The organism is Ruegeria sp. AN6 (assembly GCF_056540425.1).
This window is the reverse complement of sequence record NZ_JBQFWR010000009.1, coordinates 59,670-73,236: the sequence shown is the minus strand read 5'-3', so window position 1 is coordinate 73,236 and position 13,567 is coordinate 59,670. Positions and strand designations below refer to the sequence as shown.

Below are 13,567 nucleotides of genomic sequence, written 5' to 3'. Positions count from 1 at the left end.
ACAGTCGAGTGGGTCAAGGAGTGGCAAGGTGCAGACCAATCTGAAGGCTTCAGGTACAAATTTAACTTCGACCCGGAATTTCCTTGCTAGGTTCTTCTTTAGCCTTCTCGTCTTTCTGGGAGTATCTACGGCAACAGGCAATTCTGTGGTTGCACAGGAGAACGACGCGGCCACAGCAGCAGCTCAAGCGAATAATCCGCTGGCAAATTTCAAAGCGGTCAACGTTCAGAACTACTATATTGGCGATATTTCCGGAACGGACCAAACTGGCAATCAGTTTTGGCTCAGGTATGCGCAACCTTTGAGCTTGGGGAACACAAATTGGGTTATAAGGGCCTCTTTGCCTTTAAATTCATTCCCGGCACAAAGTGGGAAAACGACTGGCGTTGGTGACCTCAACGTTTTTGCTGCTTATCTAATAGATATTGGAAAACCGGCTGTTAGCTTTGGTGTTGGTCCTCAATTAACCGCGCCAACAGGTTCGACGGATGGGTCTGGATCTGAAAGATGGTCAGCCGGTATCGCGAACGTATTGTTCAATGCGTCGTCACCGAAGTTCCAATACGGTTACCTTCTGACTTGGCAAGCCAGTTTTGCCGGAGACAGTGATGCAAAGGATGTAAATATCGGAGCTTTTCAACCTTTTCTGTTCTACCAACTCGGTGGAGGGACATACCTAAGGTCAGCGCCAATAATGACCTACGATTTTGAATCGGACAGCTATAATGTGCCAATCGGCTTGGGTATCGGGCAAGTGTTCAAAAAGAAGGACATCACCTACAACGTATTTGTCGAACCGCAGTACTCAGTTGCGAGCAAAGGGCCAGGGCAGGCAAAATGGCAGATCTTTGCTGGCTTCAATACTCAATTTTGAAGGTAATGCCTTTTTCCAACTACCTCCATGTCTTCCGCTCTCGCGTTGTGAGGTCTTTCGCTGCACCAAAATCCAATGCAAGTTAGTTGGTGTCAATTTTCCATCGTCTCAATCGGAGCAAAAAAAGAAAAAGAGGCTGAACTCTCAGCCTCTTTCAACATTTACCTATAGGGCCTTGCCTTGGGGCGCCCTTTTCTTTTTTGATTGAGGGGGCTTTGCCCCCTTGGACCCCCTGGAGTATTTGGGGCCAGATGAAGCAAGCGGATATGGTATCACGGTGACGTTGGGCGATTGTTGGGAGGATTCAGATGCAGAAAGTGAATGGCATAGGTGGCGTGTTTTTTCGCGCTAAAGATCCGGAGGCTCTGAGTGCGTGGTATGAGTAGCATCTGGGAGTTAATCACTACGACCCCGTCCCCTGGAAACAGCGTGAAGGCTATACCGTGTTTGCGCCGTTTGCGCACGATACCGACTATTTCGGCAGGGCTGATCAGCAATGGATGATCAATTTTCGTGTCGATGATTTGGATGCCATGATTGCTCAGCTAAAGAGCGCCGGAATCACGGTTGATACGCATCCTGATTGGGATAGCGAGGTTGGCAAATTCGCACGCATTCACGATCCCGAGGGGAACCCCATCGAGCTCTGGCAGCCAAATCAATGACATAGCGGGTTGTATACCATTGTATCCTCGTAACTATATGAAATAAAAAGATAATTGATGTATTCCGTGAGCTGCGTATAGTGCCGGAAGCCTTGGGGAATGATCCATGACTCCGATAGATGACCATCCGCTGCGCTATGCGCTGGCCAATGAACTGCATGCGCGACCCTTTCCGGTGGCTTCAGCACCCTGCACCGTGGTATTTCTGGCGATCAAGAAAACGGATGCCGCAGCGGCCCGGGATCGCAATCTGGATATGGCGCATCTGATCGACTTGCTGAATCGCCATGGTGCGCAGCACCCGCAGCCAGGCGCGACGCATTATGCTGGTCAAATCGGGCGCCATTGGCTGAAATGGGAGCAGCATACCGAGTTTGTGACATACACGGCCATTGCGCAGAATGTCAGTGATCGGGCTTTTAATCCCGCGGATTTCGAAGTGTTCCCGCCCGATTGGCTGATGGCTAGCCCGGGGCGGCGGATCACCTCGATCATGATGCGTGTGGTCGAGCGGTCAGAGGATGCCCTGGTCACGCAAGCGCTGTCGGACTGGTTCGAGCCTGAGAGCCTGGCTGTGGCTAGCGTTCTGGATGACTCGGCGATTTGCGCCAGCGATTTTCGTATCGACCCGGCCGGTCACATGCGGTTTGCGCTGTTTGTTTCGAAATTTGCCGGTCAACGCAGAACAGGTCGAATTCTCCAGCGTCTTTGCGAAATCGAAACCTATAAAGCGATGTCCATGCTTGGCTTCGCCCGCGTCAAAGACCTGATGCCGCGCATCGGTGAACTTGATAAGAAACTGTCTGATCTGATGGTCCAGATGACCGATGAATCCGCAGCCCCCGACGATCTGTTGTTGCAATTGCTGTCAACCTCGACCGAGTTGGAAACTATTTCCGCGCGCAGTTCGTTCCGTTTTGGGGCGACCGGAGCCTATGAGGCGATCGTCAACCAGAGGATAACAGTTCTGCGCGAGGAACGGTTTCAGGGTCGTCAGAACTTTGCTGACTTCATGATGCGCAGGTATGACCCTGCGATCCGAACTGTGAAAGCCACCGAACGTCGCCTGCAAGCCTTATCCGACCGCGCCATTCGGGCGGGTGAGCTGTTGCGGACCCGGGTGGATGTTGAGCGTAGCGCGCAGAACCAGGCCTTGCTGGAAAGCATGGACCGACGCGCCGATCTGGCGTTGCGGTTGCAGCACACCGTCGAAGGGCTTTCAGTGGTGGCAATCAGCTATTATGCGGTCTCGCTTGTTAGCTACTTTCTGTATCCACTGACGAAGATCGGGATCAGCAAGGGGATCCTGACAGCAGTGGTGACAGTCCCGGTCGTACTGGGAGTTTGGCTTGCCGTACGTCAAATTCGCAAGCGGTTGGAATAGACGGTATTTGCCAAATGCCGGAGGACCTGTAGAACCGTCATAATTTGGCAAAATTCTCGAGGGTAATCCGTGATTGGTATATTGGCCGCATGGCGCGCAGTCGCCGCCATGTTCATCCTAAATGGTGCTTTGTTTGGCATTTGGGCCTCGCGCATTCCAGCGGTACGCGACCGGCTGGAACTAAGTCACGAGGCACTAGGGTATGGCCTACTGTTTATGGCAGCAGGAGCGGTTTGTTCTTTTCCTATCACCGGGAAACTGACGGATCGGTTTGGGGCTGTGGCGATCACGCGGATTATCGCGGTTCTTTATACTGCCTCGCTGATCCTGTTGGCGTTTGCGAATGGGTTCTGGGCGCTGGCCGCGTTCCTGTTCGTATTTGGTGCATTTCACGGTTCGATGGACGTAGCCATGAACGCTTGGGCCGCCGAAGTTGAGCAGGCTTATGACAAACCAGTCATGTCATCGTTCCATGCAATGTGGAGCCTCGGCGCAGGGCTAGGGGCTCTCAGCGGCTATGCAGCGGTTCAAATGGGGCTGAGCGTGGTTCAGCATTTCCTGCTGGCAGGGGGCATCGTTGTGGGGCTGGCATTGGCTTTGTCCTGGGTGCAATGGACGTCTCGTCGGTCGGAAGCCAAGAAAGGATCAGTTTTTGCATTGCCTTCCGGTGCTTTGGTGCTGGTTGGATTTACGGCACTCTGTGGAGCTTTGGGTGAGGGCGCGGTGGCAGATTGGAGTGCGATCTTCCTGCGTGACGTGACAGGCGCCGCTGAGAGCATTGCAGCGCTAGGTTATGCTGTTTTCTCGGTAACAATGGTGCTGTTTAGATTGGCGGGCGGTTTTGTAATTTCCCGATTTGGACCCGTGGCGACGGCACGTTTTGGCGGCATCTGCGCTGCACTGGGTGTGTATACCGTGGTATCAGCCAGTGAGGCAGGGCTCGCTCTGGCAGGGTTCGCCCTGATGGGGCTCGGCTATGCTGTGATCATGCCTTTGGCTTTTAGTCGTGCCGCAAATGATCCGCGTGTCCCACCGGGGCAGGCGATCGCCAGTGTTGCGACTTTGGGGTACGGAGGGTTGTTGATCGGGCCGCCCCTGATCGGGTTCTTGGCGGAATTGATGACCTTGAGATTGGCGTTTGCGGTTCTGTTGCCGCTGGCCGTCCTGATCATTGTACTAGCCGGCGCGCTGAAGCGCGCCGACTGAAGTTGCTTAGCGTCCGCGAATACGCGGATCGAGCGCGTCGCGTAGTCCGTCGCCCAGATAGTTCACGCTCAACACGGTCAGCGAGATTGCAAGTCCGGGCCAGAACACGCGCTCGGGGTATTGCTGCAAATAGTCGACGCCGTCGAAAAGCAGGCGACCCCATGTCGGGAAGTCCGGCGGGAAGCCGAGGCCGAGGAAGGATAGAGCGCTTTCTGTGATGATCGCGGTCGCGATACCCAAGGTTGCAGACACCATGATTGGAGACAACACGTTCGGCAGGATATGCCGCGTGATGATCTGCGTGTTGCTGGTGCCGATGGACCGTGCAGCCAGAACGAACTCACGTTCCTTGATTGCCAACACATCGCCGCGCACGATCCGGGCGGTGGGCATCCATGAGGTGATACCAATCGCACAGACGATCAGGATGAAGATCCCGCGTTCCAGTCCGAATGCAGCGGACAAAGGCTCGCGGAACAGCAGCATCATCACCAGCAACAAGGGCAACAGAGGCAGGGCCAGGAACAAATCGGTCAGGCGCATCAGCGGCCCATCAAGGCGTTTGAAGAATCCGGCAACAACCCCAATCAACGATCCAAGGAACAGCGCCAGCAGCATCGCGGTGATGCCCACTGAAACCGAGGTCTGCCCGCCCGACATCATCCGCGCCAGAATATCGCGGCCCAATTGGTCGGTCCCGAAGGGATGTGCCCAACTGGGGCCTTGGTTCCGCGCGCGAATGTCGATTTGCGTCGGATCAATGCTCCAAAGAAATGGGCCCAGATAAACCCCAGCGACGATGAAGATGAACAGGATTGCTCCGATCATCGCGCCTTTGTGGGTTTTGAACTGGTCCCAGACATCGCGCCACTGGCTGCGGGGTGGCGTAGTCAGCTCTTCCATAACGTCAGTGGTTGGCAGAGCGGTCGAGGCGGGCGCAAGTCCTTCGTCCGGGACCAGCGTATCGGTACGATCATGATCAGTCATAGCGAATCCTCGGGTCCAGAATGCCGTAGAGCACATCGGCGATCAGGTTGAACAGCACGATCAGCACCGCAAAGATGAAGGTTAGCGTCTGCACCATCGGCAGATCATTGGCCTGGATGGCCCCGATCAGCAATTGGCCGATACCGTTCACCTTGAACACCTGCTCGGTGATGATGGCGCCGCCGAAGATGGCCGGGATACCCAGTGCAATCACGGTTACCACGGGGATCATCGAGTTGCGCAGGACATGGACCATGACCACGGTGTACTCGCTGAGGCCCTTGGCACGCGCGGTACGGACGTAATCCTGATTGAGATTGTCCAGCATCGAAGCGCGCATGAACCGGCTGAGTTGTGCGGTGATCTGCAACGCCAAAACCATGACCGGCATGATCATCTGTTTAAGTTGCAACATGAAACTGTCCCAACTGTTGACCACTAGGGTGGTGTCATAGATCGACGGGAACCAGCCCAGCTGGACCGAGAAGATTACGATCACCAGCACGCCCGAGAAGAAGGGCGGAACCGAGAAGCCGACCATTGACACGAATGTGCCCATTTGGTCGAACCAGGAATACTGGCGGTACGCGGAATAGATGCCGATGGGCAGGGCGATCAGGATGGCAACCACATAGGCGGTGCCAACAACCCACAGGGTCTGCGGGATACGCTGAACGACGATGTCCATAACAGGCGAACGCGTCTGCCACGAAATCACACGCAGATCACCTTCGGAAAAGGTCGTGCCAAACATCGCATCGATTAGCACCTGCGGTTCAATCCAGAAGAATTGCACGATCCATTTCCAGAACCGGATATGCATCGGCTGACCGAGGCCAAGCGCCTCGCGCATCTTCTCTTTGACTTCGGGGGGAACGGTGAGCGGGACCTGCGCCATCGGGTCGCCAGGTGCGAGTTCGAGGAGCAGGAAGATGACGAGGCTGATGAACAGAAGCGTCGGAACCGCCAGCACCAGTCGTCGAATGGTAAAGTTGAGCATTAAGAGGCGCCTTTATATGCGTCTTCTTGTTGGAGTGGTCTGCAAATGACCGCGCCCCGAAGTTCGGGGCGCGGTTTTGCAAGGCTAACGCTTAGGAACCTGTCTTGCGGTACCAGTCCGCAATGTTCCACAGCTCGCTGTCCCAAACATTCAGGACAACACCACCCAGAGTGTTTGCGTGCGCCGACAGACGGCCGCGGTGAACCAGCGGGATCATACCGCCGTTTTCGACCATGATGTCATTCAGCTGACGCGCGATCTGCGCGCGCTCATCCGCGCCAGCGGTTTCGGCCAGCTGTGCGTGCAGCTTGTCATAGTCTGCGTTGCAGAAACGGCTGATGTTCTCACCCTGCCACTGGCTTTCCGGCTTGGGCGCCTTATCGCAGAGGCCGTTGCCCAGATAGGACTGCGGATCGGTGCCATTGAAGGTGTTCGCATACATCTCAACGTCTGCGTAGAACTTCTGGAAGGTATCGGGCGAGCCCGGATCACCGCCGAAGAAGACAGATGCGTTGATATTGCGCAGCTCGGTTTCGATGCCGATCTGGCTCCACCACTCTTTGATCAGCGCTTGGAAGTCCTGACGGACGGCGTTGGTCGAGGTCTGATAGACCACTTTCAGTGGCACGCCGTCTTTTTCACGAACGCCGTCGCCATCGGAATCGACGATGCCGGCATCATCCAGCAGCTTTTTCGCGCCTTCTATGTCCTGCGTGTCGCAGCTGAAGGTGTCGGAATTCACCGCCGCAGGTGCGGGAACCCAGTTACAGGTGACCTTACCGGCCTGACCGTATCCGATTTCAACCAGCAGTGGCCGGTCGATGGCCAGCGACATCGCCTTATATACGGCCGGATCCTGCAGGAACGGATGCGGATGCGTTGCAGTTGAACGCTCGCCTTCCGGCAGATCTGGCGATGGGTTGGTCTGGTTCAGCATGATGCGTTCAACCAGCGGACCAAAGCCTGCTACCGGAGTACCTTTGCCGCCTTCCTGCATTTGCGCGATGACTTCAGGTGCCAGCTGCAGGTTCCAGGCATAGTCAAACTCGCCGGTTTCCATCACCGCACGGCCAGCTGCTGTCGCGTCGCCGCCGCCTTTGAAGGTCACGGTTGCAAAGGCTGGTTTCGCCGGGTCGCGATAGTTGTCGTTAGCCTTGAAGGTGATCACGTCATTGGGCTTGAATTCGGTGACAACAAATGGGCCGGTGCCGATCGGGTTAAAGTTCTGCTCGGTGCATTCGGGTGCTTTGGCCCCCATGCAATCCGCGAACTGGGCCGCCTGGATGATCGGGCTTTCGCCACCCACGAACGGGCCATAGGGGAACGGAGTCGGCGCATCGAATGTGACTTTGACAGTCAGATCGTCGACAGCCTCAACGTTGGTGACGCCTTCAAATTTGGTCACCTGCGCACAACCGCCTTCTGGGTCCATGCAATAATTTGCGGTAAACACAACGTCAGCTGAGGTGAACGGTGTGCCGTCTGACCAAGTAATTCCCGGCGCGATTTTCCAGGTGATTGAGGTCAGGTCTTCGCTGACGCCACCATTTGCAACCGTTGGAATCTCGGATGCCAGAAACGGAACCATCTCGCCGTCTTGATTGTACCGGGCCAGGGGCTCAATCACCAAAGAAGCTGATTCCACATCCTTGGTGCCACCCGACAGGAACGGGTTCAGGATTGACGGTGCTTGCCAATAAATGATGCTGACATTGCCGTCCGATCCGCGCTCGGCCATGGCCATCGGGGCCATTGCCGTGCTTGCAATCGCACCAAGCAAAAGGGTTTTGATTTTCATCATACACTCCATGTTGGACACATACGTGTCTCGATTATCTCCACGATGCCCGCGGATTTGGCGTGGCCGTCAAAGGGGGTAAGAACATGGAATCAAACGAAAACGATAGTTTCGCTCACGAGTTTTCCGTCCTCTCCCCAAAACGGTTACGCGGCGTATCGAAACAGAGTTTTGGAAAATTGCAAGCCTTGCCGTGCGAATTTTGACCAATCGGTTTGACTTTTCACATCCCTCGGCCTTAGCGTTTGGCACTCAATCCGAAAAGCCGCCAAGGGGAGAGCGCGCGTGCTGGATCAGCCAATTGCCCAGATCAAAAAACTACGGGTCGAATTCCAAACAAAAGATGGCCCGGTGGTGGGCGTCGAGGATGTCTCGTTCGAGGTCAATCCGGGCGAAACCGTCTGTATCGTAGGCGAATCGGGGTCGGGCAAGTCTGTCTCATCCTTGTCGTTGATGCGCCTGGTCGAGTTCGGCGGAGGCGAAATTGCAGGTGGGCAATTGCTGTTCGACCGCCGAGATGGCGAAGAGATGAATTTGGCCGGTGCCGATCAGGATCTGATGAAACAGATTCGCGGAAACGAGATCGGAATGATCTTTCAGGAGCCGATGACGGCCTTGAACCCGGTGTTCACCGTTGGACGGCAATTGACTGAAGGATTACGAATCCACAAGGACATGAACAAAGCGCAGGCTGAGGACCGCGCGCTGGAGCTGCTGCGGCAGGTAAGAATCCCTGAACCCGAACGGCGCCTGAAACAATATCCGCATGAACTGTCCGGCGGTATGCGCCAACGCGTGGTAATCGCCATGGCGATGGCATGTGAGCCGCGCCTTCTGATCGCGGACGAGCCCACAACGGCACTGGACGTGACCATTCAGGCCGAGATTTTGGCGCTGATGGATCGCCTCAAGCGCGAAACCGGCACAGCGGTGATGTTCATCACGCACGATATGGCTGTGGTTGCACAGATGGCGGATCGTGTTGTGGTCATGTTCCGCGGCAACAAGGTCGAGGAAGGCACGGTCAAAGAAATCTTCGAGAACCCGCAGCACGACTACACCAAGGCACTGTTGGCGGCGGTTCCGAAACTGGGTGAGATGCAAGGCAAAGCCGCACCTGAGCCAATGAAACTGCTGGGTGAGGAAGGCCAGACCATCGCGCCGATCCCGGGCACCAACGAGGTTCTGCTGACGGTCAAGAACCTGACCACGCGCTTTGCGGTGAAAGGCGGATTGCTGCGCCGGACCATCTCGAACGTGCATGCGGTCGAAGATGTCTCGTTCACGCTGAACCGGGGGCAGACCCTCAGCCTCGTGGGCGAATCTGGGTGCGGCAAGTCGTCGGCAGGGCGCTCGATCCTGCGGCTGGTCGAACCGATGGCGGGTGAGGTTGATCTGGACGGGGTCGACATCATGAAGCTGGATCAGGCCGGGCTGCGCAAAGCGCGGCTGGACATGCAGATGATCTTTCAGGATCCGTTCGCCTCGCTCAATCCGCAGATGCAGTTGGTCGATCAGGTGGCCGAGCCGATGCGCAACTATGGCGTTGCGTCAGGATCCGAATTGCAGAACCGCGTGGCGCAACTTTTCGATAAAGTGCAGCTACCGCGCAGCTTCATGCGCCGCTTCCCGCATGAGATGTCCGGTGGTCAGCGGCAACGGATCGCGATCGCCCGCGCACTGGCGCTGAACCCCAAATTGATCATCGCGGATGAGGCTGTATCGGCACTGGACGTCTCGGTTCAGGCACAGGTGCTGAATCTGATGATGGAGCTGCAATCCGAACTTAGCCTCAGCTATCTGTTCATCAGCCACGATATGGCAGTGGTCGAGCGAGTCAGTCACCATGTCGGTGTGATGTATCTGGGGCGTATTGTCGAACTGGGTCCGCGTGCCCGCGTATTCGAAAACCCGCAGCATGCATATACGCAAGCCTTGATGAAAGCGGTTCCGATTGCGGACCCGAACAAGCGCAAGTCTGAAAAAGATCTGAACTTCAAGCCTATTCCGTCCCCGATTCATCCAATCGGTTACGAGCCGGAGCCATCGGAGTACAATGAGGTCGAGCCCGGTCACTTCGTGTTGACGACTGACAGCGGATATTAATTCCCATGGCCGAACGCCTGACGCCGCTTGAAATCATGGCCCGGCTGATTTCGTTCCCAACGGTCAGCCGCGACACAAACCTTCCGCTGGTGGATTGGGTCGAGCGGTATCTGCAAAGCCATGGAATCGACTCCCATCGCTGGCCGGATCCGGACCAGCCGCACAAGGCGGCAATTTTCGCGCATGTCGGCCCTTGGGAAGAGGGTGCTATCGTGCTGTCGGGGCACACGGATGTTGTGCCGGTCGATGGCCAACCCTGGGATACAGATCCTTTTGTCGTAACCGAGAAAGACGGAAAGTATTACGGGCGTGGCACCTGCGATATGAAGGGCTTTGACGCACTGGCGATTTGGGCTCTGGTTGAGGCGCAATACGCTGATGTGAAACGCCCCCTGCAATTGGCGCTGAGCTTTGATGAAGAGGTGGGATGCACAGGTGCGCCGCCGATGATTCAGGCTATGCAGAAGGTCTTACCCAAGGGCTCGGCAGTGATCGTGGGCGAGCCGTCAACGATGCAGGCCGTTACCGGACACAAAGGCGGGTTCGGCTACGACACACATGTGGTGGGGTTCGAAGTTCACAGCTCGATCATGCATACCGGTGTTAATGCGATCATGGCGGCCGCACCGCTGATCGATTGGGCCAATCAGCGCAACGCTGAAAATATGGCGGCGGAACCATCAGACATTGCCGCCGTATTCGACCCGCCGTGGACGACATGTCATGTCGGCATGATCGAGGGTGGCACAGCGCATAACATCACCGCCAAGGATTGCCGGTTCATGATGGATTTCCGGGTTGTGCCCGGCGAACAAGCTGCACAATGGCGCGACGCCTATCTTGATCAGGTTCGGCAGGCTGAGGTGCAGATTCAGGCCGTTCATCCCGAAGCACGCATAGACGTGTCCGATCATTTCGCTGTGCCTGCATTGGTGCCTGAAACCGAAGGTGAGGCTGAGATACTTGTACGCTCTCTGACTGGCGACAACGCGACTCATGTCGTCAGCTACGGCACAGAGGCGGGACAATTCCAAGAGGCCGGGTACTCGGCGGTAATTTGCGGCCCCGGCGATATAGCGCAAGCGCATCAACCAAATGAATTCATAGAAGTTTCTCAGTTCAATGCGGGTCACAAGTTCATGGAGCGTCTGGTCCAGCGCCTCTGCAAATAACACCTGAAGGGAGATCTAAGATGCCCGTCAAGAATCGGCTTGCCGAAATGCATGGTGAAATCACCAAGTGGCGCCGCCATCTGCATATGCACCCAGAGTTGTTGTACGATGTCGAAGAAACGGCGGGTTTTGTCGTTGATCGTCTACGCGAGATCGGAGTCGATGACATCACGCCCGGCATCGGCAAAACTGGTGTTGTCGCGGTGATCAAAGGGCGCGAAGATACGAAGGGTCGGGTTATCGGACTGCGTGCCGATATGGATGCTCTGCCGATCGAAGAGGCGACCGGGCTTGATTATGCCTCGACCGTTACGGGCAAGATGCATGCATGCGGCCATGACGGGCATACCTCGATGCTGCTGGGGGCGGCGCAATATCTCGCTGAGACGCGGAATTTCGATGGCACCGTGGTTCTGATCTTTCAACCTGCCGAGGAAGGCGGGGCAGGTGGTCTGGCGATGTGCCAGGACGGGCTGATGGATCGTTGGGGCATCCAAGAAGTCTATGGGATGCACAATATGCCCGGGATGCCGGTTGGGGAATTCGCCATCCGCCCAGGCGCATTGCTGGCCTCATCAGACGAGTTCGAAATTGTGGTGACTGGCAAAGGCGGCCATGCTGCTGCCCCGCATGATGCGGTGGATACGACGCTGGTTGCATCGCATATTGTCGTTGCACTGCAATCGGTTGTGTCGCGTACCGTCGATCCGATCAAACGTGTCGTGCTGACCGTCGGAACATTTGAAACCGACAGCGCTGCTTCGAATGTGATCGCCCATACGGTACGTCTGCAAGGCACGGTTCGTACGCTTGATCCCGAATATCGCAAGATCGCGGAAGAGCGCGTGCGACGGATCGCTGAAGATACGGCCTCGGCCTTTGGGGCAACCGCGAAAATGACATGGACACCAGGGTATCCGGTGACCGTGAACTCGGAGGCTGAAACGGTTTTTGCTGCTGAAGCCGCAGAGGCGGTCTCAGGTAAGATCAACGACAGTACCGATCCGATCATGCCATCAGAAGATTTCGCTTACATGCTTGAAGAACGGCCCGGAGCCTACATCTTTATCGGGAATGGGGACACGGCCATGTGCCATCACCCAGAATACAATTTTGACGACGACGCCATACCCGCCGGTTGCAGTTGGTTTGCAGAGCTGGTGGAACGACGAATGCCCGTCGCCTGATTTGGGAGGATCAGTTGCCAATCAAGAACCGACTTGCCGAAATGCACGAAGAAATCACCGGTTGGCGGCGGGATATCCATCAACATCCCGAGATCCTCTATGACACCCACCGCACCAGCGCCTTGGTGGCCGAAAAGCTGAAGGAGTTCGGTTGCGATGAGGTCGTGACCGGCATTGGCCGGACCGGTGTTGTTGGCGTGATCAAGGGTAAAACCGACACGCAGGGCCGCGTGATCGGGCTGCGAGCCGATATGGACGCGCTGCCAATGCAAGAGCAGACTGGTCTCGACTATGCGTCGAAGACTGATGGCGCCATGCATGCCTGCGGGCATGATGGCCATACCGCGATGGTTCTGGGGGCGGCGAAATACCTATCGGAGACGCGGAATTTCGATGGCACAGCCATCGTGATCTTCCAACCGGCGGAAGAGGGCGGCAACGGGGCCGAGGCAATGTGCAAGGACGGTCTGATGGACCGTTTCGGCATTCAGGAAGTCTATGCCATGCACAATGTACCCGGTGTGCCGACGGGTCAGTTCGCCATCCGGTCCGGACCACTGCTGGCGGCTGCGGATGAGTTCGACATTCATCTGGAAGGCCGGGGGGGGCACGCGGCTAAACCCCATGAAACCATTGATACGACAGTGATGTTGTCGCAGCTGATTGTGGCGCTGCAAACCATAGTATCGCGCAACGCGGACCCGATCTTACAGGCGGTTCTGTCTGTGACCTCGGTCGAGACCTCATCCAAAGCGTTCAATGTGATCCCTCAATCGGCGCAGGTGCGCGGTACGGTGCGGACGCATTCGAACGAAATGCGCGACCTGATCGAGACGCGGCTGACCGAGGTCGCTCAGGGCATTGCCGACACCTTCGGTGGCACTGTCAAAGTGACCTACACGCGCGGTGTTCCGGTAACGATCAACGCCGAGGAACAGACGGGCTATGCCACTGAGGCCGCTATTTCCGTAGGCGGCAACTGTGGTGAAGCACCGATGGTAATGGGGGGCGAGGATTTCTCGTTCATGCTGGAAGAACGCCCCGGCGCCTTTATCGTGTTGGGCAATGGCGACAGCGCCGGGCTGCACCACCCCGAATACAATTTCAACGATGAGATCATCCCGATGGGATGCTCATGGTTTGCCGAAATGGTCGAGCGCCGGATGCCGGCGGCTTGAATTAGGAGAG

10 protein-coding genes and 1 pseudogene are annotated in these 13,567 nt (G+C 56.3%); 8 read left to right on the top strand and 3 right to left on the bottom strand.

Features of this window, described 5'->3' with window-relative positions; all coding sequences use genetic code 11:
* Window positions 1-28 precede the first annotated feature (28 nt).
* The 4 genes and pseudogenes from ACR0MQ_RS14790 (at window position 29) to ACR0MQ_RS14775 (ending at window position 4,129) form a co-directional block, all read left to right on the top strand.
* A complete protein-coding gene (locus tag ACR0MQ_RS14790) occupies window positions 29-874 on the top strand; it encodes a hypothetical protein (protein ID WP_217354360.1) in 846 nt (281 codons plus the stop codon).
* Between the two features lie 308 nt (window positions 875-1,182).
* Window positions 1,183-1,539 (top strand): annotated as a pseudogene (locus ACR0MQ_RS14785) (VOC family protein).
* A 106-nt stretch (window positions 1,540-1,645) separates the two neighbouring features.
* Window positions 1,646-2,923, top strand: a complete 1,278-nt coding sequence (locus ACR0MQ_RS14780; protein ID WP_480609023.1) for a DUF3422 family protein — start codon at window positions 1,646-1,648, stop codon at window positions 2,921-2,923.
* Between the two features lie 69 nt (window positions 2,924-2,992).
* A complete protein-coding gene (locus ACR0MQ_RS14775; RefSeq protein ID WP_170775652.1) occupies window positions 2,993-4,129 on the top strand; it encodes an MFS transporter in 1,137 nt (378 codons plus the stop codon).
* A gap of 6 nt (window positions 4,130-4,135) precedes the next feature.
* Here the strand turns inward: ACR0MQ_RS14775 and ACR0MQ_RS14770 are convergent, their stop codons facing one another.
* From ACR0MQ_RS14770 to ACR0MQ_RS14760, 3 genes are all read right to left on the bottom strand, one after another.
* On the bottom strand, window positions 4,136-5,116 hold the full coding sequence (locus ACR0MQ_RS14770; RefSeq protein WP_170775653.1) for an ABC transporter permease: 981 nt from the start codon (window positions 5,114-5,116) through the stop codon (window positions 4,136-4,138).
* The gene (locus ACR0MQ_RS14765) at window positions 5,109-6,116 is read right to left on the bottom strand and encodes an ABC transporter permease (protein ID WP_010442803.1); all 1,008 of its coding nucleotides are present in this window, start codon (window positions 6,114-6,116) and stop codon (window positions 5,109-5,111) included. Before ACR0MQ_RS14765 ends, ACR0MQ_RS14770 begins: the two co-directional genes overlap by 8 nt.
* Before the next feature lie 91 nt (window positions 6,117-6,207).
* Entirely contained in the window at window positions 6,208-7,914 is a 1,707-nt protein-coding gene (locus tag ACR0MQ_RS14760) for a peptide ABC transporter substrate-binding protein (RefSeq protein ID WP_010442802.1), read from the bottom strand.
* 285 nt (window positions 7,915-8,199) lie between these two features.
* Here ACR0MQ_RS14760 and ACR0MQ_RS14755 point away from each other — a divergent pair, with 285 nt between their 5' ends.
* The 4 genes from ACR0MQ_RS14755 to ACR0MQ_RS14740 are packed head-to-tail and all read left to right on the top strand — an operon-like array spanning window position 8,200 to window position 13,557.
* Complete coding sequence (locus tag ACR0MQ_RS14755; RefSeq protein ID WP_170775654.1) at window positions 8,200-10,020, top strand: ABC transporter ATP-binding protein; 1,821 nt, start codon at window positions 8,200-8,202, stop codon at window positions 10,018-10,020.
* A gap of 5 nt (window positions 10,021-10,025) precedes the next feature.
* Window positions 10,026-11,192, top strand: coding sequence for an acetylornithine deacetylase (gene argE / locus ACR0MQ_RS14750; RefSeq protein ID WP_170775655.1), 1,167 nt, complete (start codon window positions 10,026-10,028; stop codon window positions 11,190-11,192).
* Between the two features lie 20 nt (window positions 11,193-11,212).
* Window positions 11,213-12,379 carry a M20 aminoacylase family protein gene (locus ACR0MQ_RS14745; RefSeq protein WP_170775656.1) on the top strand — a complete coding sequence of 389 codons (1,167 nt, stop codon included), beginning with the start codon at window positions 11,213-11,215 and terminating at the stop codon, window positions 12,377-12,379.
* Between the two features lie 14 nt (window positions 12,380-12,393).
* Window positions 12,394-13,557, top strand: coding sequence for a M20 aminoacylase family protein (locus ACR0MQ_RS14740; protein ID WP_170775657.1), 1,164 nt, complete (start codon window positions 12,394-12,396; stop codon window positions 13,555-13,557).
* Window positions 13,558-13,567 lie beyond the last annotated feature (10 nt).